Annotated in this window: 15 protein-coding genes; 10 read left to right on the forward strand and 5 right to left on the reverse strand. The window is 39.2% G+C overall.

From position 1 onward, the window contains the following. The first annotated feature begins 401 nt into the window (after nt 1-401). The 8 genes from B5D82_RS12070 (at nt 402) to B5D82_RS12105 (ending at nt 12,963) form a co-directional block, all read left to right on the forward strand. Nucleotides 402-2,867 (forward strand): S8 family peptidase, encoded by a 2,466-nt coding sequence (locus tag B5D82_RS12070; protein WP_081151834.1) that lies wholly within the window; start codon nt 402-404, stop codon nt 2,865-2,867. Between the two features lie 163 nt (nt 2,868-3,030). Beyond that, nucleotides 3,031-3,867 (forward strand): DUF6689 family protein, encoded by an 837-nt coding sequence (locus B5D82_RS12075; protein ID WP_216628991.1) that lies wholly within the window; start codon nt 3,031-3,033, stop codon nt 3,865-3,867. A gap of 32 nt (nt 3,868-3,899) precedes the next feature. Further along, on the forward strand, nt 3,900-4,802 hold the full coding sequence (locus tag B5D82_RS12080) for an FHA domain-containing protein (protein WP_081151836.1): 903 nt from the start codon (nt 3,900-3,902) through the stop codon (nt 4,800-4,802). 22 nt (nt 4,803-4,824) lie between these two features. Beyond that, on the forward strand, nt 4,825-8,169 hold the full coding sequence (locus B5D82_RS12085; protein ID WP_081151837.1) for a serine/threonine-protein kinase: 3,345 nt from the start codon (nt 4,825-4,827) through the stop codon (nt 8,167-8,169). Then, nucleotides 8,159-8,881: a sensor histidine kinase gene (locus B5D82_RS12090; protein WP_081151839.1), complete on the forward strand. Its 723-nt coding sequence runs from the start codon at nt 8,159-8,161 to the stop codon at nt 8,879-8,881. The genes B5D82_RS12085 and B5D82_RS12090 overlap by 11 nt, the downstream gene beginning before the upstream one ends. Further along, complete coding sequence (locus tag B5D82_RS12095; RefSeq protein WP_081151840.1) at nt 8,878-9,516, forward strand: response regulator transcription factor; 639 nt, start codon at nt 8,878-8,880, stop codon at nt 9,514-9,516. The genes B5D82_RS12090 and B5D82_RS12095 overlap by 4 nt, the downstream gene beginning before the upstream one ends. A 153-nt stretch (nt 9,517-9,669) precedes the next feature. Further along, nucleotides 9,670-12,129, forward strand: coding sequence for a S8 family serine peptidase (locus tag B5D82_RS12100; RefSeq protein WP_081151842.1), 2,460 nt, complete (start codon nt 9,670-9,672; stop codon nt 12,127-12,129). Between the two features lie 162 nt (nt 12,130-12,291). Beyond that, nucleotides 12,292-12,963 carry a PEP-CTERM sorting domain-containing protein gene (locus B5D82_RS12105; RefSeq protein ID WP_081151844.1) on the forward strand — a complete coding sequence of 224 codons (672 nt, stop codon included), beginning with the start codon at nt 12,292-12,294 and terminating at the stop codon, nt 12,961-12,963. A 340-nt stretch (nt 12,964-13,303) separates the two neighbouring features. Here the strand turns inward: B5D82_RS12105 and B5D82_RS12110 are convergent, their stop codons facing one another. From B5D82_RS12110 to B5D82_RS12130, 5 genes are all read right to left on the reverse strand, one after another. Continuing rightward, entirely contained in the window at nt 13,304-14,932 is a 1,629-nt protein-coding gene (locus B5D82_RS12110; RefSeq protein ID WP_081151845.1) for an AMP-binding protein, read from the reverse strand. 109 nt (nt 14,933-15,041) lie between these two features. Then, on the reverse strand, nt 15,042-16,454 hold the full coding sequence (locus B5D82_RS12115; RefSeq protein WP_081151847.1) for a coniferyl aldehyde dehydrogenase: 1,413 nt from the start codon (nt 16,452-16,454) through the stop codon (nt 15,042-15,044). Further along, nucleotides 16,454-18,802, reverse strand: coding sequence for an efflux RND transporter permease subunit (locus B5D82_RS12120; protein ID WP_081151848.1), 2,349 nt, complete (start codon nt 18,800-18,802; stop codon nt 16,454-16,456). The genes B5D82_RS12115 and B5D82_RS12120 overlap by 1 nt, the downstream gene beginning before the upstream one ends. Before the next feature lie 10 nt (nt 18,803-18,812). After that, entirely contained in the window at nt 18,813-19,943 is a 1,131-nt protein-coding gene (locus B5D82_RS12125) for a WD40/YVTN/BNR-like repeat-containing protein (protein ID WP_081151850.1), read from the reverse strand. Between the two features lie 231 nt (nt 19,944-20,174). Further along, nucleotides 20,175-21,200 (reverse strand): AraC family transcriptional regulator, encoded by a 1,026-nt coding sequence (locus B5D82_RS12130; RefSeq protein ID WP_081151851.1) that lies wholly within the window; start codon nt 21,198-21,200, stop codon nt 20,175-20,177. 160 nt (nt 21,201-21,360) lie between these two features. Between B5D82_RS12130 and B5D82_RS12135 the strand changes: the two genes are divergently transcribed. Both B5D82_RS12135 and B5D82_RS12140 read left to right on the forward strand, forming a co-directional pair. Then, on the forward strand, nt 21,361-23,202 hold the full coding sequence (locus B5D82_RS12135; protein WP_081151853.1) for a DUF1302 domain-containing protein: 1,842 nt from the start codon (nt 21,361-21,363) through the stop codon (nt 23,200-23,202). A gap of 53 nt (nt 23,203-23,255) precedes the next feature. Continuing rightward, entirely contained in the window at nt 23,256-24,617 is a 1,362-nt protein-coding gene (locus tag B5D82_RS12140; RefSeq protein ID WP_081151855.1) for a DUF1329 domain-containing protein, read from the forward strand. Nucleotides 24,618-24,645 lie beyond the last annotated feature (28 nt).

The raw sequence follows: 24,645 nt of genomic DNA on the forward strand, positions 1-24,645 counted from the left end.
GTCGAATCGGGGAAGATCCAAAAACAAGTTCATCTTAAAGTCATTTTTCTCGGCAGACAAACGAGATAAATTCATTTACTAAGTGAATTAATTTCACTCATTATTCATAAAAATAATAGAGGTATTAAACCAACGATACTTTATCTTTTACTATGCTAATCATTTACTTGAATAAATATTCTTAATAATAATTCTACTATTTAAATTAAATTGTTTGATCGAGAAGAAACTTGCTTCAAATGCTTTTGGACTCATCGTTGATATTTTATACAGAAAATACTCCTTGTAGGGGTTTTCCCCTGCGTGTACTAGGGACAGATCCTGATAGTAACTCACGTCCAAATACCGTCCAATGAATGATGTAGATAAAACATACTTTCAGAGACAGGTGGATACAAAAGATGAAAACATTAATTAAAAATATGGCATTAACTATGTCAATCGCAGGTATCAGTCTAAACGCAACAGCTGCAGCTGTTATCGGCTCTCAGCTAGAACAACAACTTCAAAACATGACAGCTTTAGATAGCGCTATGGTAGTTGTTTCTTATGATCAACTCGACGCACTAACTACGTCGCAATTACAAAACTTATTAAATATAGGCTTGGTGCAAGGGGTTCAATTTAAATCTTTACCCATTATTGGTGTAATGGCGAGTCCTTTTCAGATTAATCAATTAGCCGCAATGCCAGGTGTGCGTTCAGTTTTTGCAAACCGTACACTTGAGTACTTTAACGCAGAAGCACGTGAGATAACTGGCGTGGAAAAGCTGCAATCAGACAGCTTTGCAGCTAAAAATGGTATTAAATTTACCGGGAAAGGCGTTACCGTTATTGTTAACGATTCAGGCATCGACGCGACATTAGATGATTTAGAATACGGCGCTAAAGTAGTTGAAAATGTGCAAGGTGTAACACATGCACAAGCGATTTCATTAACGGGTGTTGATGGTATGTGGATTGAAGGCCAACGTAATACCGATTTAAATGTCGGGCACGGAACGCATGTTGCCGGCACTGTTGGTGGTTGGGGAACACACTCTAATGGCAAATACAAAGGAGCTGCTACAGGCGCAGATATTGTTGGTTATGGCTCTGGTGCCGGCCTTTCTATTTTAGATGCGCTAGGCGGTTATGATTATGCTATTAGCCATATTTGGGATTTTAACTCTCCTATTCGTGTTATGGGTAACTCTTGGGGCTCAAGTGGTAAATATGAACCCGCAGGTCCTATTTCATTAGCGTCTTATAAAGCTCACAAATTAGGTTTGATCTCGGTATTTGCTGCCGGTAACAGTGGTGCAGGTGAAGACACACATAATCCTTACGCACAAATTCCATGGGGTATGTCAGTTGGTGCAAGCACTAAAACTGGCGATTTAATTGACTTTTCATCACGCGGTAAACGTGGAGAACAAGGTGATTTTACTATGCCAGATGGTTCATCTTGGACTTATAAAAACGAAGTGACGATAGTCGCACCAGGCGTTGATATTATTTCTACCCGTGCTAAAACGAATGTTGCCTCTAATGGTGGTGCTGACGATGTTGGTGTAATAGAAAACGAATATTTACCATTTTATACACGAATCTCAGGTACTTCGATGGCAACGCCACATGTAGCGGGTATTATCGCGTTAATGTTGGAAGCTAATCCGAATTTAACCCCTTTACAAATTAAACAAATTATTCAAGAAACTGCGACTAACATGCCTGGCTACGAGTCTTGGGAAGTAGGCGCTGGCCATGTAAATGCTTATGCGGCAGTTGCAGGGGCACTGGGTTATGATGAGCAAAATAGCGCAACGGTTAATAATTTAAATGAGTTTAATGCTAACGCTATCCTAACCTCTGGTGGCGATCCTGAAGCATTTGAAGTGCTGTTTTCTCCTGTTGGAGAGCCAGAAGTTCATACCTTCGATGTTGCAGCCGATGCAGCTTGGATTAGCGCATCTTCTGAAACCCTTGCTAACCTTGTTAAACTTAAATTAGAAGCACCCGATGGAACGGTTTATTTCGGTAACTTAACTACACCAGTCCTGAGTAGTACCATGCGAGTTTCTGCACCTGCGCAAGCTGGACAATGGAAGCTTTCTGCCTTCGGTATAACTTCATTATCAGGTGTACAAGCAGATCCTACAGGCACATCAAATGGACCAGGTCTTCCTGAATATGTTAGCGGCGAAATTTCTATTTTGAACTCAGGTGGTTACGAAGGATTGAACGATATTGCCGGTCATCCTGCAGAGCATGCAATTGAGTTTGCAGTTAGTGAGCGTTTAGTTGATAGTAAAAATGATCGTGTTTATCGTCCTGATGCTAACTTAAAGCGTCGAGATTTAGCTAAATTCTTAGTAATGGGCTTATCAATTAGACAGCATCGTGATCTATTGAACGAACAAAAGGTCGCCTTTACTGATGTCAGTAGTAAATATGCACCTTTGGTTGATGCGGTAACTACGCTTGGATCTGCACTTAAAGATAGAGTACAAAACCAATGGCCGGTCATATTATCTAATGGCAGTGAGTTTGGTCCACGTAACAATGTAAGTAAGCAAGAACTGGCCTATTCATTAGTGCAAGGTCTTGGTCTAGAAACACAAGCATTAGGTTTTTCTGGGGAGTTAACGATTGATTATAAAGGCGAACGTATCCCAGTGATGGACTCAGATTCTGTAACACCTGTGTTAAAAGGTTATGTGCAAGCAGCGATTGATATGTCATTGATGGGCGTACGTTTCGCGCTAGAGCAAGGGCCTTATGATTTAACACCTAAAGTTGTTGCTTACTTTGAGCCAGCCAATAATATTAAACGTGGTGATTATGCCGTGATTATTGGCAGAGCATATGACAACTACTTACGTTAATCGATAACTATCGGAAGAAAAAACCAACCTGATAGCAGGTTGGTTTTCTCGCTACTAAATGAGTCTAAATACTTGCTAATTTTCTCATTTCAACGTAGTTTCTTGTAGAGCGATGTATCAACGAACAGAGTAAGTTAATAGGTTCGTACCCAGAGGAAAAATCATGTTGCACATAAAAAATATAACGATGAAAGTGATGGCAGCAACTGCCATTTTTTTTAGTACCTTTTCTTTCGCTTCTGAACCCTTATCGGTTAATGTCCAGGGTAACAAGGTAGAAGTTTTTATTCATTTGCCAGGTAATATCTCGGCAGACCTTACCTTACAGTTTGAAAATGCTGTTGGTTTAACAAAAGAAAGTTTAGGATTAACTGCTGAATTAATTGATGTTAGCTCCTTAGACATTATTGACCGTTTACCTAATGGGCTCAATATTACTCCTGCAGCGGCCTTTCCAATGATGATTACTATCGAACCTAAGCCCAATACGGGTTTTTCATTTTCAGGTGTTGCGACAGTCGATTTGCATACTCATAACCTTGAATATACTGCTGGTACGCCTTTCCGTTTTTTTAAAGCACCATTAAACGGTGAGTTTAAAGATATTACCGAGACTTTGGGCTCTGGTAGTCTGCGAACTCGTGGTTCTACAGGTCGATTTTCTCAATTTATTATTGTGGCAGATTTACGGGCACCTTTAGTGGTGATACAACAAAAATTTAATGATTTACAAACCGCGCTAAATGAATTTTCTCCGCAAATAAATGCAGCGGTTTATTCAGAATTATTACAGGATGTTAACGACATTAATCAATTGATATCAACTCAAGACTATAATTTGGCTAGTAACAAGCTTAATGAATTTAATCGCCGCATTAATGACAACCGTGGTATTAATATTCCAGATGTATGGCGCTCAAGTCGAGATATTCGTAATATTGCCGGAGAGTTAATGGCATTCTCAAAAACCTTACGATTTAGTTTGCGTTTAATTAAGTAACGCAATCAATTGTTTTATAAAGAGGTGTTTTCATGCCAGCTAGAATTACCGTTTGCTATCCTAACCAACCAGCAGTAGAAAGTTTTCTTTATGAAGACAGTGGTTACCGTTTAGGGCGTTCAAATGAATGTGAACTTTTATTAGATCACCCTACGGTTTCTCGCCAACACGCTAACGTTGCACATACTAATAAAATTTGGCAACTTAAAGATGAACGCAGCCGCAACGGCACCAAAGTCAATGGTATTGCTATTACGCAGTCGACTCTACAAACTGATGCGTTAATTTCTATTGGTGAGTTGGATTGTTTATTTGAAACGAAATCAACTGAACAACTTGATGCTATTATTACCCATAATCAATGGCGTTTATCAAGCAGTCAATCCTCTATTTCAATCCCCCTAACAGCACACTTACAGCAAAATTTGTCGGCACAATTACAAAATATCATTATGTTAACGGGTACTCAGCGTGGCATCATTTTATTGGGTGACACCTTACAAAACTTAAGTGTTAGCATTGCTCATGGTATGCAATTAGCCGATTTTAAATTAGCTAAATTTGAAGGTAGTGTTGGCGCTATAACACGCTGTTTTGAGTCTGGACAAGCGGTTATTGTGATGGATGTAACTCGTGATGAACTGCTAAATGCACGTAAGAGTATAGAAACTAAACAAATCTCTTCGTTAGCTTGCATCCCTTTATTCTATGAAGATAAAGTTGTTGGGGTGGTTTATACTGACAGCAAAATATCTGATAAAGTATTAACTGAATTAGATATTGAAATTTTAAGTACGATGAGCCAGCAAATTCAAGCATCAGTTCAAGCAATCTTGCTGCAACAATCGATTGATTCTTTGCAACGAATTCTTGAAGGCGACTCGATACGGATATCAGGTAAAAAAGACGCTAACTTGCTTAATTTGTGCCATTAATTTTTATTAATATATAGGCTATATGAGCACTCCTGAAAAGCCAAAGTTAACTAAACCTGTTGAAGTATCGCAACAGACAACACAAATTATCCAACCTGACAACTCATTGACAATAGGTGATTGTCTGGTTGGACGTTTTGTTATTAAAAGTCTGCAAGGTAGGGGACGTTACGGCTGTGTCTATAATGCGTATGACCAGCAACTCGATGCTGTTATTGCGATTAAAGTGCTTGATAAATCCTTTAGCCAGAATGAAAAAAACTTAACTGATTTTAAAAATGAACTGTTATTAGTTCGACAACTTAGTCACCCCAATATTATTCGTGTTCATGAGTATTACCAACATCAAGATCTACATTTTTTAACTATGGATTGGATAGAGGGTAGTAGTTTAGAACAAGTTATCGCTAGTCAATCTCTGTCTATCAAGCAAGTTCAACGTATTATTGAGCAATTACTAAGTGGTTTAGCTTTTGCGCAGCAGGCTGGCGTAACGCATAAAGATATAAAGCCTGAAAATATCATGATAGACACATCGGGTCGGCTTTATATCGCTGACTTTGGCCTTTCGGTACTGAATAAAGAAAGTACCACTGCCAATGTGATGGGCACGCCGCACTATGCGCCACCTGAATATCTACAGTCAGGTAAAATTAATGCTAGTACAGATTTATATGCTGCTGGTATTGTTATATTCCAACTCTGTTGCCATGGCTTACCGTTTAATGGTGATTCAATAGATGAGCTAATAGAAAGCAAGTTACTCAGTAAACCTAAATTTAGTCCAAAGCACACTGAACTTAATATTATAAAACCTTGGTTGTTATCGCTAATTTCAGCTCATAGCGCATCAAGACCAGTCAATATCGCACAGGCAGAGCAACAATACATAGCGTTAACAACCGATAATCAAACGTCTAGGAAATCGCCAGTATTTTATGGTGTTTTTGCACTGATACTTGTTGGGGTGGTTCTTACGATTTGGCTTTACAGTTTACCGAAAGCAATAAAATCTAGTGCTAAAAGTCATTTCGCTGTTGCCATATTGCCGACGTCGACCAAAGACGAAGAGTTTGATCAAACATTTGCTAATTATTTAAATTATCAATTAAATGAAATTACCAATTTACGAGTGATAGAGCAATCGAGACTTAAGCAACTATTAGCGCAACTTGGCATAAAGTTACCGTTAGATGACAGTAAAATTGAGTTAGTATCTGATCTACTGCAAGTTGATTTACTGATCAGTCCACAAACGATTGTTGCTGGTACTCAAGCAACAGAGATAAAGTTTGAATTGATCTTTGTTGATGGCTTTAAGATCCACCGTGAAACGTTACTTCGACAAGATTTTGACGAAAAGAACTGGCAAAGTACTTCAGCTCATTTTGTAGATAACTTCAAAAAGCGGTTAGCTTTAGAGTCGAATGCCACACCTGTCTTGTTAGTTGATCCTAATCCCCTGATTGACTTGTTTGCTATTAAAGCTTTTATTGCACAAGGTGATTTTGAAAGTGCACAACAAGCGTTAAGCCCAATACTGATTAAGAACCCTGAGTCAGCGCAAACTTGGCTACAACAAGGTGAACTTAATCTAGCACAAAATTTGATAATAGAAGCTGAGCAAGCTTACGGTAAGGCTGCTCAGCTTAGCACTGCGAATTCTTTTACGGCAAAACTAGCAAGCGCTCGATTAAATGATTTAGCCGGTAAAGTTGAGCAAGCGCAATCCGACTACTTAACCTTAGTAAATGCCTTCCCCTATAATACTGAACTGAAGGTGATGTTGGCGGAGTTTTATTTTTTAATTGAGCAGCATAAAAAAATGGAATCGCTATTACTCGACGTAGTGAACATTGATGAAAATCACCCAAAGGCGTGGTTTATGCTGGGCAGAGCGGCATTTTTACAAGGAAATTTGGAAAAAGCCCAGAATGAATATTTTGTTAAAGCGCTAATCATCGCAAAAAAACTAAAAAATCATAATAAAGTAGCAGAAGCATTAAATGCTTTTGGTGTGGTGTATAACCAGTTAGGTGAAACAAAATTAGCTTTTGATTATTATCAAGAAGCGCTAGCAACAAGAAAAGTAATCGGTGATTTGGTCGGCTCGGCTACAACGATGACCAACCTTGCAGCGATGCATTTGGCGATTGGTGAGTATCAAAAAACCGAGCAATATTTACAAGAAAGTTTAGAGATTTATCAGCAGTTAAACGATCAAGAAGGGCTCTCAAATACATACAATGAGCTAGGGAAGTTGGCGGAAGAACAAGCCTTGTACCAAATTGCTTTAGAAAACTATCGCCATGCCTTAAATATTCGTATCGATTTAGATAACTTAATGCTGCAAGCAGAGAGTATGAATAATATAGGCTATAGCTATTTTATGTTGCTTGATCCTGAGAATGCATTGGTTTACTGGCGTCAATCAGAGCAGTTATATCAGCAAATCCAATTCCCAATTGGCATTATTCATGTCAGACAAAACTTAGGTCAGTTGGAACTAGCAAAAGGTAATTGGCGTAATGCCTATCACCTTTTTAACAATACATTAGCAGACGCCAATCAGCTGAGTAGTACGGAAGAATCGTTGGTATCACACAGCTACCTCACTAAACTGGCATTTTTACAAGGTAACTTTCAATCGAGTATTATCGAGTTGATAGCGCTTTATTCAGAAGCAGAAAAATTGCATGATGTTAGAGCTACAGCACAACTCGGGCTCTGGTTGGCTGATTGGTCTCTGCAATTAGGTGATATCAAACAAGCTGAAGAACATCTAGCTAAAATTAGCACAATTGTCTCAACTTATGGCAATAAAGAATACAAAACGACCTACCATTTTTTAATCAGAGAGGACAAAAATAATGTCACAAGCACGTCGTTTGCAGCTAAGGACGTTGTTACTGATCACGCACACCAAACTATTTATATCCGCCAGTTAATAAAGCAAGCGAGAGAGATTTTACGTGCAGGAAATAAAGACATTAGCGCTAATTTGTCGCTATTGGCTGAAATGGACTTTGGACTCTATCAGTATCAGTATATTGAGTATTTAGAGCTATTAGCGGTGCAACAATATAATTTACAGGCGTGGACTGATTTAAAAAGTACTTTGCGCGAAGCAGACCTTTTATTAAGAAAAATGGGCGATTATTGGCGAAGTTTTCAATTTGATCGTTTACGAGCTCAATTAGCGATCGCAGAGCAGCAAGATCCAGAAAAATATCACGACACTGTCCGTAAAAAGCTTAAAAACTTGATGACTAATTTACCTACTGAAATGTCGTTAAACTTCTTGAAAAAACAAGATTACTTTCAATTAAATGACTCGCTACAGGAATTACTGCGCTATGAGCAATAATATGGATATGACTAAGTTGGTAGCACAACTTAATGAAAAGCAAAAGCAAATATCTCAACAGTTATATTTTGGTAACGAGCAAATGCGTGGCTTAGCTAAGCGGGTATGGCGAGTACAAGAAGATGAACGCAAGCATATTGCCCGAGAATTACACGATGGTGTAGGGCAACTTTTAACGGCTTTGATCAATCAATTGCAACAAGTACAAAAGGGCGATCCGACCATAGCACTGAGTGAAAGCATTGATTTAGCGCGCCAAGCCTTGTCTGATACTCGGGTTATTTCTCGTCTAATGCGACCAAGAATTTTAGACGATCTTGGTCTCATCCCCGCTTTAGAATGGTTAGTGAGAATAATGGGCGAGCCAGAAGAGGCAGAAATTGAATTTCATCATCAGATAAATACCGAGATAGATAGCGATACCCAAACCTTAGCTTTTCGTGTCATACAAGAAGCTCTAACTAATGCGATTAAACATGCTCAAGCTAAAACTATTACCTTAAATGTAATAGCAACAAGTAAACTGTTAATGATCAAAATAGCAGATGATGGTGTTGGTATGCCTCTTGATACAGAAGATAACCCAGATGGCTTCGGCTTGGGCGCTATGCGAGATAGGGTCAGTGCTTTTGGTGGCCAGTTAACCATTAATTCATCACCTAACCAAGGTTGCGAAATCAAGGTTCTAGTGACAGGAAGAGAAATGTCATGATCAGCGTACTTATTGCCGATGACCATACTATTTTACGCCACGGTCTGGTGAGTTTATTAAGCAAAGATGAAAATATTCGCGTGGTAGCTGAGGCTGCAGATGGGGTGGAGGCGATTAAAAAAGCACTGGAATTAAAGCCAACGGTTATTGTTATTGATATCAGTATGCCTGAGATGAATGGCATGGAAGCAGTTAAACGCTTACATGAACAATTACCTGAAGCTAAAGTGTTAGTACTTACTATGCATGAAGAGCAAGAGTATGTAATACATATGGTTAGAGCAGGGGCTTCTGGTTATCTATTAAAAGACAGTGCGAGTGATGAATTAATTGATGCTGTTAAAGCTTTAGCAGAAGGGAAAACCTATTTTAGCCAATATGCCGCCAGTGTTTTAGCCACTCAATACAATAAACCAGCCGAAAGTTGGCAAGACCCTTATAAAAATCTGACTAATCGTGAGCGTGAAGTATTTCATTTGATCATTGAAGGTAAAACCACGAAAGAAATCGCTCGTTCTTTAGATATTAGTGTCAAAACCGCGGAAAATCATCGCGGAAAAGTATTAGACAAACTTGATGTCGCTAATGCCGCAGAACTAGTGCGCTATGCCGCAAAACACCATCTATTAGTGTAATTTCAATAAAAAATTATTATTAAGCTGTACTGCATTAATTAAATTTTTATCCATCAGGTGTTTTACCCTATTCCATCTAGGGGTTTATCCTGATTATTTAATACCTTGTTGTTTGACATGCTAGTTGTGTCGAAACTACTTAGGTTACTCCCAATGCTTAAAACTAAACTAAAAAATAAATTGCTAATCGCTGGCCTAATGGGGGCCGGCATACTGTCTTCTAGTCTCTCTGCTAAATCTTTCGGACCTGAATTACAAGGCTTGATGTCAACAGCCGCTGTTCATGATGTCTTTGAAGTTATTGTGACATTTGAAGGTGAGGGTGCAATAAATACTGAACGCTTAAATATTATCGAATCTGCTGGTGTCATTGGCGGTGTTAGCTTTAAGCAATTGCCAATTGTTGGTATTACCGCAACGAAAGCGCAAATCGAACAAATATATACTTCAAATAAAGTGCGCTCTGTTTGGTATAACGCGCCACTTTCATTAGAGAATGATGGCGCAACACAAATTACCGGCGTCGACCGTTTACGTGCTGATTCAACAATGAGAAACCAAGGAACACCATTTTCAGGTCGCGGTATCGGTGTTGTTGTAAACGACTCAGGCGTTGATGGCACACACAGCGATATTAAATACCCGAATCACGTTGTCCAAAACGTATTAGCGCAAACTAACTTACATTCATTATCTGATATTTTACCTATTACTTATCAAGAGGATACAGCCAATACAGATATTGCTGGCGGCCATGGTTCACATGTTGCCGGTATTATTGGCGGTAATGGCGCTATGTCTACTGGTAAATACCAAGGTGTTGCACCGGGCGCTAAAATTATTGGTTACGGTTCAGGCGCAGGTCTATTCATTTTAGATACTATTGGTGGTTTCGATTATGCCTTAACCCATCAATATGATTACAACATTCGTGTTATCTCAAACTCTTTTGGCAGTACCAGTGATACAGGTACTGACTTTAACCCTGATCACCCGACCAATGTTGCGACTAAAGCCTTATCTGATAACGGTGTGATTGTAGTTTTCTCTGCCGGTAACTCAGGTAGTGGTGAAGCGACTATTACCGGTAACTTTAAAAAAGCACCTTGGGTAATTACTGTTGCAGCTGGCGATAAAGAAGGTAAATTGGCCGATTTTAGTTCACGTGGTATCAAAGGTAAAGGCGGCGAAGTGATGGTTGGCAATGAAATTTTTCATTGGGAAGATCGCCCAACTGTTACAGGACCAGGTGTTGATATTATCTCTACACGCGCATCATTATCAAGCTTGAGCGCGTTAAGTATTGGCGATGACAGTGAGGTAATGGCGCCTAACCATGTGCCTTATTACACGTCTATGAGTGGTACATCGATGTCTGCTCCACATGTTGCTGGTATTGTTGCTTTGATGTTAGAAGCTAACCCAAGCTTAACTTGGCGTGAAGTAAAAGCAATTTTACAAGAAACTGCTACTAATATGCCAGGACGTGAAACTTGGGAAGCTGGCGCAGGTTATGCAAACGCATATGCTGCAGTTAAGTCGGTGGTAGATCAAAGCCTAAACTTTGGTAGCACAACTAAAATTGAACGTAATTTTAATGCTAAAGCGCTAACGTCAGTACAAGCAGAATACGCTGACACTGTTACCTTCAGTCCTGTAGGAGACAGCGAAGGGACTGTTATACCAGTGAAAGCTGACGCTTCTATGGTGATGGTACGCGCAAATATTGATGATAATACGGTTGGTTTATCATTAACTAGCCCAAGTGGTAAGCGTTACGGATCTAGTATTGCTTTACCTGTATTAGGACAAAATATTGCAGTAACGGCTCCCGCAGAAGCAGGTAACTGGATATTGAAAGCAAATGGTATTGGTGGTATTTCTGGAGTAGCGCTTGACCCAGCTGGTGTTACTAACGGCTACGCGGTTCCAGGTGATATTGCAGTATCAATCAAAATTATTAAAACTGACGGTTATATAGGACTTGGCGATGTGGAAAACCATCCTGCAAAATCATTTATTGAATATGCGGTAAGTGAAGAGTTAGTGGATGCAAATGCCGATGGATTTCAACCAGATGAAGTGTTAACTCGCCAAGTGCTAGCCGACTTTTTAACTTTAGGTGCAGGCATTCGTCAATCTAACTTAGCAACAACAAGCGCCTTTAATGATGTTTCTGGTCAGTATGCTGCAGCAGCAAATGCGGTTAATAATAAAGGTGCAGCATTACGTAATGCTGCGCAAGATCAAGCGCCTGTTATGCAATCTAATGGCAGTAGCTTTAACTCAGAACAGTCAGTTGACCGTAATCAGTTAGCATACTCTTTAGTGCAATCATTAGCATTACAACCTTTGGCTGAAAGCTTTAGCGGTGATATTACTGCAATTTTTCAAGACCAACGTGTAACGCTTTCTGACCAAGACCAAATCCCGGCTGAATTAAAAGGTTATGTACAATTAGCTTTAGACTTAGGGATATTAAATGCGAACTTTGACATTCAACAAGGCCCATATGATTTAGAGCCAACTATTATTGCTAACTTTAACGGTGACAATGGTGTAACTCGTGCGGATTATGCAGTAGCAGCAACGCGATTCTTTAACAACTATTAAGCGTTGTAGACCTCTGGAAGCAAAGCCCACCAGTTTGTATTAGGTGGGCTTTTTATTCAGACCAAAAACTTTAAAATATTTTAGCAATAAGCATTATTTAATCCGATTGGTTTAACAATTAACAGCCCAAGTTATAGGCAAATAAACAAAAGGTATAATCCGATGAAATTTAAATCTATCAACCGTTTACTCATTGGTTCAGTGTTGTCTTTAAGTTGTTTAGTTAGCTCGGCACAGGCTGGCTTGATCACTATTGGCGCGTTAACCAGTAATAATGACGGTAGTACCAGTGTTATTACCGATACCCTTAATAATCTTGAATGGATGCGATGGAATGAATCAGCTAATTTTAATTATGCTGAAGCTTTATTGCAGAACACGTCAGGTTGGACAATAGCTGGTGCAAACCAAGCTAATTTATTTCTCAATGCGTTATATAACGGTATTAGCCATGGTTGTTCTGATAACATCCAAGACTCTTTATTTTGCGCAGATAGCGGTAGCTTCTCAAGTGAAGAATACACTGCGCTGTTAGGCGACTCATCGACACGTGGCACAAGCAGTATTGATGCAGCATGGTTCTATGATGACGAAATAACAGATGGTAAAGCGGGTTTTTTAAACTTAACCTCTGGAACAAGCAACCAAAAGTATAATACTTATGGCACTATTGCTACAACTGAAGAACATAGACTGTTGAGTAATGGGACTATTGGTTGGTTAATGTATAGAACAGCCACAGTGCCGGAGCCTACCACACTAACTATTTTTGCATTAGGCATTATCGCTTTAGCTTTACGTCGATTTAAGAAGCAAGTGTCACCGCAAGTTTAATAGGCTTTATTGTCTATAGATTTTTATCTCAGTTGATTAATTCAACGTTAATAGCTATCGAGCAGTTTTCGTTAAGTTTGATAAAAAATAAAAAAAGGACATCAACAGATGTCCTTGAAATAAAACAAATTAATCATTTAAAAATGTTGTGTCGAATCGGGGAAGATCCAAAAACAAGTTCATCTTAAAGTCATTTTATACTCGTGACAAACGAGATAAATTCAAATGATAGATGAATTATTTTCATCATTAAACACGCTAAGTATTATAAGTAACCTGAACTCTGGACAAGCTATATAAATTATACAGAGCTCCGGTTAAGTAGTCACATTCATCAACGCTATCTTAACTCTCTGCGCAATAATTTACCGACAGTCGATTTTGGAATTTCATCAATAAATACGACATGTTTTGGTATTTTATAAGCGGTGAGCCCTTGACGACAATAATCAATAATATCCTGCTCAGTGATATTGTTGTCAGCTTTAACGACAAAAAGCTTAACGGCTTCGCCTGTTCTGTCATCTGGTACGCCTATGCAAGCTGATTCTAATACGGCTGGCATTTTGGCAACTTCAGCTTCAATTTCATTTGGGTAAACATTAAAACCTGAGACATTAATCATGTCTTTTATGCGATCAACAATATGGAAGAATCCGCCATCATCTAGCATGGCCACATCGCCAGTTTTAAAATAACCATCAGGTGTCATGCATTCTGCTGTTGCTGCAGGATTATTCCAGTAACCTTGCATTACTTGTGGACCCTTAGCACACAACTCACCCGATTGGCCTTCTTGCACTATATTGCCACTCTCGTCTCGAATAGAGATATCAGTGTTGGGTAAAGGAACGCCTATACCGGAGATATACTCACTTTGATCACGGTTACCAAAGTTTAATGTTAAAACTGGTGAAGTTTCTGATAAACCATAGCCTTCATATAATCTAGCACCAGTGACTTCTTGCCATTTATCTGCAACAGCTTGTTGCACTGCAGCACCACCACCTACACAAACTTTCAAAGCTGAAAAGTCTACTTGATCAAATCCAGGTGTATGCAATAGACCGTTGAATAAGGTGTTTACACCTGTGAACGTTGTCGCGCGAGTATTTTTCCAAACTTCAACAAAGCTCTCCATATCGCGAGGATTCGTTACTAATACATTTTTAGCACCAAAGCAGAAATAAGCTAGGGTGTTCGCCATCAAAGCAAAGATGTGATACATCGGGATAGCAGTTATAACAATGTCGTTACCATGGTCAATATGATTTTTAGTAAATTCTTGATATTGCAAAATATTGGCAATTAAATTGCCATGACTCAACATAGCACCTTTAGACAACCCTGTAGTACCACCGGTGTATTGGAGGAACAATAAGTCATCATGAGTAAGTGCAGGTTCAGACAACTCAAGCTTTTCACCTTGGGCTAAGGCATCAGTGAACTTAACCGTATGAGTCAATCGTTCGTCAACAGGTGCACAAGGTAAACCTTTATTAACCAAGTCGTCTAAATCGATAGTAATAATGCTTTTAACATGGGTTTTATCGAGCACGTCAGCCAGCATTTTGCTTGATTGAGAAAATATAATGATGGTATCAACTTGAGCATCGTTAAGTTGATGTGTTAGCTCTCTTACAGTGTACATGGGGTTTACGTTAACTTGTACCGCACCAACACGAACTATGCCCCACATAGCAATAGGAAAACATAATGTGTTTGGGCACATTAGGGCGACACGATCACCTTTAACAATATTGAGCTTGTTTTGTAGGTATGCCGCAAAAGATTTTGACAGTTCATCTACTTGCTGGAAAGTAAGCTCAGCGCCAAAATTACTAAAGGCGGTTTGCTGCCCGTACTTAGTGGTTGTCTGACGAAATAAATCTAATAATGAACCATAGCGATTTAAATCCACTTCATGAGCCACGTTTTCTGGATAGTTTTTCATCCAAGGTTTAGTCATTTTATTTCCTTTAGCAACTAGGTGCGTTTACGCTTGAAAATTGGCGTTTATCAAGCAAAGTCTTGTGAAGTTGTAAACTGAGTAAATAATTTTTTCTTCATTAAGTCAATTAACGAATAAATAATTTAAACAAAAGTTGATGAATTTTATTACCAAATGGAGGGAATAATAATGAACCTAAGCTTATTCTTCCTCGTGATAATACGGATTTTCCGTGCGAGAAAGTTTTAAAACCTTCACTTCCATGGTATTGCCCCATGCCTGATGCGCCAATGCCGCCAAATGGTAAGTCATCAACGGCAACATGAAATGCAGCATCATTAATACAAACCCCGCCTGCATGAGTGTTCAATAACACTTGCTGCTGAAATGACTTGCTAAAACTACAAATGTATAAAGCGAGTGGACGTGGCTTACTGTTAATGTAAGTAATGGCTTCGTCGATGTTGTTATAGCCTATAATCGGGAGTAGTGGGCCAAAAATTTCTTGCTGCATAACGGTCATATCATCATTAACATCAGTTATCAGTGTTAAAGGCATTTTTCTCGATGTGCCATCACTGTCTGCAGATAAAGGCATTATCGTTGCACCTTTCGCTTCAGCATCTGCTAATAAACTATCAAGTCGCGCTTTTTGGGCATCATTAATAATACAACTACAGTCATCATTTTTTTCAGTACGGGGGTACATGCTTTGATAAGCGCTTTGAAAAGCTTGGGTTAACTCAGCTATTTTGTTTCGTGGGCAAAAAATATAATCTGGTGCAACACAGGTTTGTCCTGCGTTCAGAGTTTTCCCCAAAATTAAACGGCTAACCGCGGTTTTAATATCTATATCGTTATCAATAATAGTCGGTGACTTCCCACCTAACTCTAAGGTGACAGGCACCAAGTTTTCAGCCGCGGCTTTCATCACTAATCTGCCTACGCCTGTAGAACCGGTGAAAAACAGGTGATCAAAACTTAAACTTGAAAAGTCCGCTGCCATGTCAGACTCACCACAAATAATAGCGACTTTATTACGAGGAAAAATATCTGCAATTAATTTGGCTAATAACGTGTTGGTATTAGGGGTGTACTCACTCATTTTTATCATCGCAGTATTACCTGCCGCTAATGCCGTAGTTAATGGTCCCAAAGTCAGGAAAACCGGATAATTCCACGGCGCAATAATACCGATAACCCCTTTAGGTTGAAAAACTACCTTTCCCTTTGCCGGTTGAAATAATATTCCGATATGTTTCTTTTCAGGTTTCATCCATTTTTTCAGTTTCTTTATCGCATAGTTTATGCCCATCACGGTGGTGAGAATATCTCCTATTCTCGAATCATCGGCACTACGGTGGCCAAAATCTTGGCTCATCGCATTAATAAAAGCTTCTTGGTTATCAATAATGATGGCTTTCAATTTTTCTAAGTCGCTAATACGCTCTTTATAGCTAGGATAAGTATTACTAGCAAAGTATTCTTTTTGTTGTAAAAAAGTATCAGTTAGTGCTGTTTTTGTTGTTATTTCTGTCATTACTTCTTATCCTTTTTAGAACCGATCTTGAGTAGCCATGCAAGCGCTGGAATCAATGTTAACGCCCCTAACATGTTAAAAATAAACATGAAAGTGAGTAATATACCCATATCGGCTTGGAATTTTATTGGAGAAAACACCCAGGTAGCTACACCAATAGCTAAAGTGATACCGGTAAAGGCAACCGCCTTACCTGTTTGATTTAGAGCGTAGCGATATGTCATATACAGCGACTTACCTTGACTGAGTGCCTCTTTAACTTTACTGAAAATGTAAATGCCGTAATCAACACCTATACCTACACCTAAGGCAATGACGGGTAGGGTGGCAACTTTTACGCCAATACCTAAAATACCCATTAAACCTTGGCTCATAATACTGGTTAATATCAGCGGCGTGATGATACAAATAACAATGCGGCCATTTCTAAAGGTGATTAAACAAATAATAATAACAATGGAATATACCCAAATTAACATTTCAGTCTGAGCATCTTCGATAACCATATTCGTCGCAGACTCAATACCGGCATTACCTGCCGCCATCAGAAATTCAATACCATCAACTTGATTCTCAGCTTTAAACTCTTCTACTGCTTTAACGACATTGTCGAGAGTTTTTGCTTTATGGTCATTGAGGAAAACAAGCACAGGTACCATTGAACAATCTTTGTTCATCAAACCTTGCGGTGTTTTCGACAAAGAAGCATTAGTCATTAATTGGTTACGATTTAAACCGTACCATTTCAGCGAACCTTCATTCATGCCAAAAAGGCCGAATTTTGATACATCGGCAACAGATTTAACCGCTTGAACACCGGCAACGTTGCGTAAATGCCATTGGAATTGATCAACCCAAACCAAATTTTCATATTGCGCACATTGCTCAACTTCAGTTTTGACCATGATGACAAATAGGTCGGTACTGGTGCTGTAATTATCAACAATATAAGCGTTGTCTAAGTTGTAACGTGAATCAGGTCTTAGCTCTGGAGCACCAGAGTCTAAATCGCCAATTTGCATGGCTTGAGAGAAGTAAAGTCCTAAAGCAAAGAGGAGTACGCCAACAGCGATCGCAATTTTTGCTAGTGGAGGTTTTGCAAAGTTTTTAAACAAGCCCTCAACAATACCTGTTTTATGAGCCGATTTAGCCGCGTATTTTAAACCACTAGGTGATACACCGATGTAACTCATGAGAATCGGTAACGCGATTAAGTTAGTCACAATAATAATCGCGACACCAATGCTGGCGGCAATGGCTAATTCTCTGATCACTTCAATATCAATAACCATCAAGGTGGTAAAACCAATAGCATCACTGACTAAAGCGGTAATACCTGCAATATAGAGTGAGCGAAAAGCAAGTTTGGCAGAGTCAATTTTATTCGCACCTGTAACACTATGGTGAATAATAGAGTTGATAATTTGTACGCCATGGCTAACACCAATCGCGAACACTAAAAATGGCACCAGCATTGAGTAAGGGTTAATACCAAAACCCAGCAAATTTAAGATCCCTAATTGACAACACACAGCAAAAATTGAGAAAACTAATACAGAAATTGTACTGCGGATACATCGAGAATAAAGCCATAATAATACAAAGGTAATAAACACCGCTAAGACGAAGAATAAAACAACCTGTAGCGCACCATCAATTAAATCGCCGACGACTTTTGCAAAGCCAACAATACGAATAGTGACGGTATCGCTAGCGTATTTGTCACGTATTTTTTCTTCTAAAATTGCTGACAGCTCACGGTAATCAAGCGGTAAACCAGTTTCAGGGTTAATATCTTGTAGCGGCGCTAAAATAATGGCCGACTGAAAGTTATTCGCCACCAGCACACCAATTTGTCCCGACTTAAAGATATTCGACTTAACGCGTTCAATCATCTCGTCAGAGCCGTCGTATCCGTCTGGAATGACCGCGCCCCCAACAAAACCTTCTTCGGTGACTTCTTGCCAGCGAACATTAGGCGTCCACAGTGATTTAAGCCCGTCGCGACTAACGCCAGGAATATAGAAAACCTCGTCTGTTACTTGCTTTAAGGTTTGCTGAAAATCGGCATTGAAAATATCCCCTTGTTTATTTTCAACCACAATGCGAACCACATTGCCTAAATCAGCCAACTCTTTTCGATAGGTTAAAAAATTATTTACAAAGGGATGATCGCCAGGGATCATTTTAGTAAAGCTAGCCTCAGGCTTAACCTTCACAGCTTGTATGGTTAATAACGCGATACAAATGACCACGATCGCCATGACTAATGCCCGATGACCAAAGACAAAACTTTCTATTAGTTGCTCTAATTTGCTCGGTGAATGAATATTTTTATTCTCTGACATACGCTTGCCCTTACTGCTTAAGTAACCAAGATGAAATGCCGAACTGTCCGGCGAGAATTAATGAGTTTTTTTGTACTAAAACACTTGAAAGCGCCGCACCTGATGGATGCTTATTAATATGTAGTGATGCCAAGTTTTCAGGCATGAAATCAACAATTATTCCACCGTGTCCCACTAAGTAAGCTTTACCTTGTGGTGAAAAATCGCCGCCTAACAAACTTGCGCTGGTTGGCAGTTTTTTATGTTGCCAATTTTCGCCACCATCAAGCGAGACCATTAAATTTCCTTGTAAACCAAATGCGACAAGTTGCTTAGATTTTTCGGCATGAGCAATAATGCCAAATAAGCTTCCGTAATAGGGTAAGGCCATTGAAGACCATGTTTTACCTTGGTTGGTTGATTGAAAGCCCATGCCATTTTCGCCGACAATATAAAGATGGTCATTTGAGGTGGTGATAATCGAATTAAGGTGGAACTTATCAGGGTTGTCGAGTCGCTTGCTTATTAAAGTCCATGTTTCACCTTTGTCGTTACTGGTGAGTAATGTGCCATATGCGCCAGTAGCAAAGAGCAAATCGCTCGCCGTTCTAGTCACAGACAATAATGGTTTATTTGGGCCAGACTCCAATTCAATTTGGTTGTCTTCAAGTGCAAAAGCTAAATCTTCAAGTTGGTAGGTTAACTCTTCAAGTTCATCCTCATCTTGAGTTGCATTTATCACTAACTTCAAAGCTGCATGTTGTTTTTTAAGTTGTGCTATTTTTAGTTTAGTTAATTCGGCGCCTGTAAATACCTTGCGCCAAGTGCTGCTATTATTTTCAGTTTTGAGGATAACACCATCATGACCTACGGCTATTTTACTGCCGTCAGACAATAGGGTGACATTGGTTATAGAGACACTGACGGGGGATTGCTGCTGCCAATCAGCGTTGTCTTTCCAACTAATAATATGCCCACGTTCGCCAACAGCTAATATAGTATTGTTCATTGGGATCATCGCCATAAGCACACTTTTGCTCGCTAACGAACTTTGCTTAGCGGGTAAATCAAGCAAGTCTAAACTGCTTTTCGCTTGAGCTAGATTTAGCTGAGCGAGTAAGAACAAGTTTATCACGCTAAACGCAATATAAGATGAGCGCATAAAAATCCTAGTAAGTTGTACAAGTCTACTTACTAGTATTGATGAAAAAAAAATAATTGAGAGGTGTTAAACGTGCCAAATGATTATCTTTGCGAGACAGTGGCAGTGTCATGGCGATTTTTTAAGCTAAATTAGCAATGAGATGTAGGCTTATTGCTAATTTAAATATATTACCTTCAAAGGCTTAAGTGATATTAAACGTTATGCACTAAGGTTAAATTGATCGATGTTTTAGATATTACTACTATGTCGATAATCACCGGGAGTTTGAGCGGTCCAACGTTTAAAAGCGCGATTAAAGTTACCAACACTTGAAAAACCAACTAAGTACCCAATTTCACTTAAGCTTAAGTGCTTTTGAACAATGTAATTCATCGCTAACTTTTTTCGTGTGCTTTCCAATATTTCTTTATAACTGGTGCCTTGATTGTTTAGCTTACGTTGTAAATTGCGTAAACTCATTCCTAGGTCTTCTGCTATTTCAGTTTGTGATGGCGCGCCAAGCGGTAATAATTCAAAAATCTTAGTTTTAATCGTATGGCTTAAATCATTTTTATCGACTCTGGCCATAAACTCGTCAAGCATTTTCTCATGGCTATGCGTTATTAATGGGTTGCCACAGAGTAATCTTTCCTGAGTCTGCTTTAAATCAAATATGATCGAAGTTTGGCTACTATCAAATTCAACTTCACATTTAAAAAAGTCCGTTAAGTATGCCATATCGTGGTTTGGTCTCGGATATGAAAAACAAACTTTTAATGGCGCAAACTCAACAGTAACAAGTTCGCGGGCAAATCGAATAATCGTGGCTAAAAATGTTTCTACAGTTGCTTGAGATAAAATAGGTCGATTAGTTGACTCATAAGTGAAAACGTCCATTTCGAAAATCAAATGTTCATTGCGCTCATGATTAAACAATTGGCATGTATTTGATACGACTCGCTTATAGTGAGCTATGCGCTCTAAGGCATCGTAAAGAGTATTTGACGACATCATGGCGTAACCCAGAGCGTGGAACATACCGGGATGAAATTGTTCTGCCACTAAAACAGAAAAGTCATGACGGCCAAGCGCTTTATTGCAGTATTCAAGTAATTGTGAAAGATTTTCTGCAGCAATGCGAGATTCTTGATCTGTCATTACGTCTTGTGAAATATCACATTCTTTTAGTGCTTTGGCAATATCGATGCCATGCGCAGCCATCACCCTTGAAATAGGGATCATCCAGCCGGTTAATGTTGAATAATAATCTTGCACTACATTACCTATGTTTTTGTTGATTTTCTATTTTACGAGTTTTGCACGAAATGACAATAGGTTGGCACATTTAGCGAAATATAAATTAAATCATTGGCGTAATGTAATTGTGAGACTAATATTACATTACGTTTTACTAGACAATAAATAGGCGAAGAATATGCTAAAAAATAACTATAAAATCAAGCCCGTAGCTTTGATGGTAGCCTTGGCTTTAGGGGCGTCATCAGCAAAAGCTGTCGACTTTAATCTTGGTGAAAACAACGACATTTTATTGCAAATTAACTCTCAATTAGATATTGGCTCTAGTTGGCGACTTGGTGATGCAGATCCTCGATTTATTGGTAAATCTAATGGCGGAACGGGTGCTACATCTACTACTGATGATGGTAACTTAAACTATGATAAACATGATGCCTACTCGCAAATTATCAAAGGTGTACATGATATTCAGTTGAGTAAAGATAATTTTGGTGCCTTTGTTCGGGTCAAATATTGGTACGACTATGCGCTAAAAGATAAAGATGTACCTCATGGTAACTCCAATAATGGCTACACGCCTAATACCCCTTTAAGTGATGATGGTTTTGAAGATAACACTAAGTTTTCAGGTCTCACCTTATTAGATGCTTATGTTTATGCTTCGTTTGATATTGGGGATTCTCCATTAGATATTCGTCTAGGTAGACAAGTGGTAAGTTGGGGGGAGAGTACTTTTATTCAAGGCGGTATGAACTCATCAAATCCTTTTGATGTCGCGGCCTTAAGACGTCCAGGGGCAGATTTAAAAGAAGGTATTTTACCGGTAGGCATGTTATTCGCTAATGCGGGTATTACACAAAATTTAAGTGTTGAAGCGTTTTACCAGTATGAATGGGAAAAAACTCAAATTGACGGTTGTGGTACCTATTTTTCAGGTGCTGATTTTGCTGCCACGGGCTGTAACTATGTTTCTGTTGGCCCCTTGGGCGACCAAGCTGGCTTAGCCGCAGGTTTAGCTGCGGAACGACAAGCTGATGTTGAGCCCGACGACGGTGGTCAATATGGTTTAGCAGCACGTTATTATTCAGAAGCGTTAAATGATACTGAATTTGGTTTATATTACATGAACATTCATTCTCGTTTGCCGCTGATTAATGCGATTAGAACAAGTATTCCATTAGCGACAGGAACCGCTTCTCCAGTTTTTGTACCGAAAGCGTTTGACCCAACCGGTGGTGCGTTAGCGGCGTTAAATCCAGCTTATGACATTGAATTCCCAGAAGACTTAAAATTTTACGGTATGAGTTTTGCTACCAATGTTGGTGGTGTAGCGTTGTCGGGTGAAGTTTCTTACAAACCTGATACGCCGGTGCAAATTAGCGGACCAGAAATACTTAATGGTGTGTTATCTGAAGCACCGTTTTTACGCTATACCTCTAGGGTAACGGGTGTAGGCTATGGTCAAGAAGCAAAAGGTTGGGACGAGTTTGATGTTACCCAACTACAAATGACTGCAATTCAATTTTTTGAAAATACCATGGGCGCTTCTCGTGTTACTGTAATTGCTGAAGTTGGCGTCGTTTTAACTGATGGTGTTGAAGACTCTAACCAAAACTATGGTCGAAACTCAGTCTTTGGTTTAGGTGATTTTGACGCAGGTGGTGGCATAAATTGTACTAATTTAGTTGCGGCAGGTAATTTGTCGGGTGATTGTCGCTCTGATGGTTATACCACCGACAGTGCTTGGGGTTACCGCCTTCGAGGTGTTTGGCAGTATTCAGATGTATTCGCTGGTGTGTCTTTAAAACCTACGTTGTCTTGGTCACACGATGTTAGCGGTTACTCGCCTGACCCAGCTCAGCAATTTCATGAAGGTCGTAAAAATTTAGGCTTTTCATTAGAAGCTGCGTATCAACAAAAATATACCTTAACAGTGGGTTATAACAACTACTCAGGTGGCAGCCATAATATCTTAGAAGATAAAGATTTAATCTCGTTGGCTTTCGGCATTTCATACTAATCCAAACCTTATATTTATTTAAGTTTGAGAAAAGTTAATAAAAGAGAATGATAATGAAAAAATATATAACCACAGCAAGTTTATTAGTGTTATCAATTGCATCAAGTACCGTGTTAGCACAAGTTAGCCCTGAAGAAGCAGCAAAGTTAGGGACAAGCTTAACACCTTTAGGTGCGGTAATGTCAGCCAATGCAGCAGGCACTATACCTGCATGGACGGGTGGATTAAACAGCAAAAATACCACCAAAAGTGCAGATTCAGGTCGACCTGCACATCCGTTTGCTGAAGACAAACCGTTTATGGAAATTACGGCGGCAAATTACAGTGAATACAAAGACAACTTAAGCCCTGGGCAAATTGCCATGTTTGAAAAATATGCTGATTATAAAATGCCTATTTATAAAACAAGACGAACAGCAGCTTATTCAAGTGACTTATATGATGTTGTTAAGAAAAATGCGACAACAGCTGAGCTAGTTCAATCAGGCAATGGCATTGCTAATTTTGATACGGCAATCCCGTTTCCTATTGCAAAAAATGGTTCAGAAGTTATTTGGAATCATATTACTCGCTATCGTGGTGGTACAGCTAAACGCTATTTGACAACCATTCCGGTGCAGTCAAATGGTTCATTTGTACCCGTAAAAATGAATGATCAATTGGTTTGGCCTGAATTTTTGAAAGAAGGTCGTGACGCCAGTAAAGATGACAATATCTTATTCTATTACTTACAAGAAATTACAGCGCCCGCTCGTTTAACGGGTACCGCATTGTTGGTTCATGAAACGATTGACCAAGTTAAAGAAGCGCGTAAAGCGTGGGTCTATAATGCCGGTCAACGCCGTGTTCGTCGTGCTCCTAATGTTGCTTATGACGGACCAGGTGCAGGTACCGATGGCTTAAGAGCTTCAGATAACTACGATATGTACAATGGTGCGCCAGATCGTTATAACTGGAAATTAATTGGCAAAAAAGAGCTATATATTCCTTATAACTCTTATAACTTACTTGATACCACTGCAAAATATGAAAACCTAATTCAGCAAGGTCATTTAAATGCTGACTATTTAAGATACGAGTTACACCGTGTTTGGCAAGTTGAAGCGACATTAAAAGAAGATGCGCGACATATTTATGCTAAACGTACGTTCTTTATTGACGAAGATACGTGGGGTGCCTCTGTTATTGATCAATATGATGGTCGTGGAGAGTTATGGAAATTATCAGAAGCTCATAACATTCAATTTTATGATGTTGATACCCCTTGGATGGTCGCTGAAACTTTACACGACTTAAACTCTGGCCGTTATTTGGTTACCGGTTTAAGTAATGAAGAACCAACTTTTATGATATTTGGCGAAAAAGTTAAGCGAACAGACTTTTCTACTTCTGCACTGAGACGCCTAGGTAGATAACAAAAATAACACCGTACTGATTAATATT

This window comes from Cognaticolwellia beringensis (assembly GCF_002076895.1).
Classification (GTDB): Bacteria; Pseudomonadota; Gammaproteobacteria; order Enterobacterales; family Alteromonadaceae; genus Cognaticolwellia; species Cognaticolwellia beringensis.

What these genes read in the sequence shown, in the direction of transcription:
- B5D82_RS12070 (WP_081151834.1), top strand. Translation starts at nt 402, where the DNA reads ATGAAAACATTAATTAAAAATATGGCATTAACTATGTCAATCGCAGGT.
- B5D82_RS12120 (WP_081151848.1), bottom strand. Translation starts at nt 18,802, where the DNA reads ATGTCAGAGAATAAAAATATTCATTCACCGAGCAAATTAGAGCAACTA.
- B5D82_RS12135 (WP_081151853.1), top strand. Translation starts at nt 21,361, where the DNA reads ATGCTAAAAAATAACTATAAAATCAAGCCCGTAGCTTTGATGGTAGCC.
- B5D82_RS12085 (WP_081151837.1), top strand. Translation starts at nt 4,825, where the DNA reads ATGAGCACTCCTGAAAAGCCAAAGTTAACTAAACCTGTTGAAGTATCG.
- B5D82_RS12075 (WP_216628991.1), top strand. Translation starts at nt 3,031, where the DNA reads ATGTTGCACATAAAAAATATAACGATGAAAGTGATGGCAGCAACTGCC.
- B5D82_RS12110 (WP_081151845.1), bottom strand. Translation starts at nt 14,932, where the DNA reads ATGACTAAACCTTGGATGAAAAACTATCCAGAAAACGTGGCTCATGAA.
- B5D82_RS12115 (WP_081151847.1), bottom strand. Translation starts at nt 16,454, where the DNA reads ATGACAGAAATAACAACAAAAACAGCACTAACTGATACTTTTTTACAA.
- B5D82_RS12080 (WP_081151836.1), top strand. Translation starts at nt 3,900, where the DNA reads ATGCCAGCTAGAATTACCGTTTGCTATCCTAACCAACCAGCAGTAGAA.
- B5D82_RS12090 (WP_081151839.1), top strand. Translation starts at nt 8,159, where the DNA reads ATGAGCAATAATATGGATATGACTAAGTTGGTAGCACAACTTAATGAA.
- B5D82_RS12105 (WP_081151844.1), top strand. Translation starts at nt 12,292, where the DNA reads ATGAAATTTAAATCTATCAACCGTTTACTCATTGGTTCAGTGTTGTCT.
- B5D82_RS12125 (WP_081151850.1), bottom strand. Translation starts at nt 19,943, where the DNA reads ATGCGCTCATCTTATATTGCGTTTAGCGTGATAAACTTGTTCTTACTC.
- B5D82_RS12140 (WP_081151855.1), top strand. Translation starts at nt 23,256, where the DNA reads ATGAAAAAATATATAACCACAGCAAGTTTATTAGTGTTATCAATTGCA.
- B5D82_RS12100 (WP_081151842.1), top strand. Translation starts at nt 9,670, where the DNA reads ATGCTTAAAACTAAACTAAAAAATAAATTGCTAATCGCTGGCCTAATG.
- B5D82_RS12095 (WP_081151840.1), top strand. Translation starts at nt 8,878, where the DNA reads ATGATCAGCGTACTTATTGCCGATGACCATACTATTTTACGCCACGGT.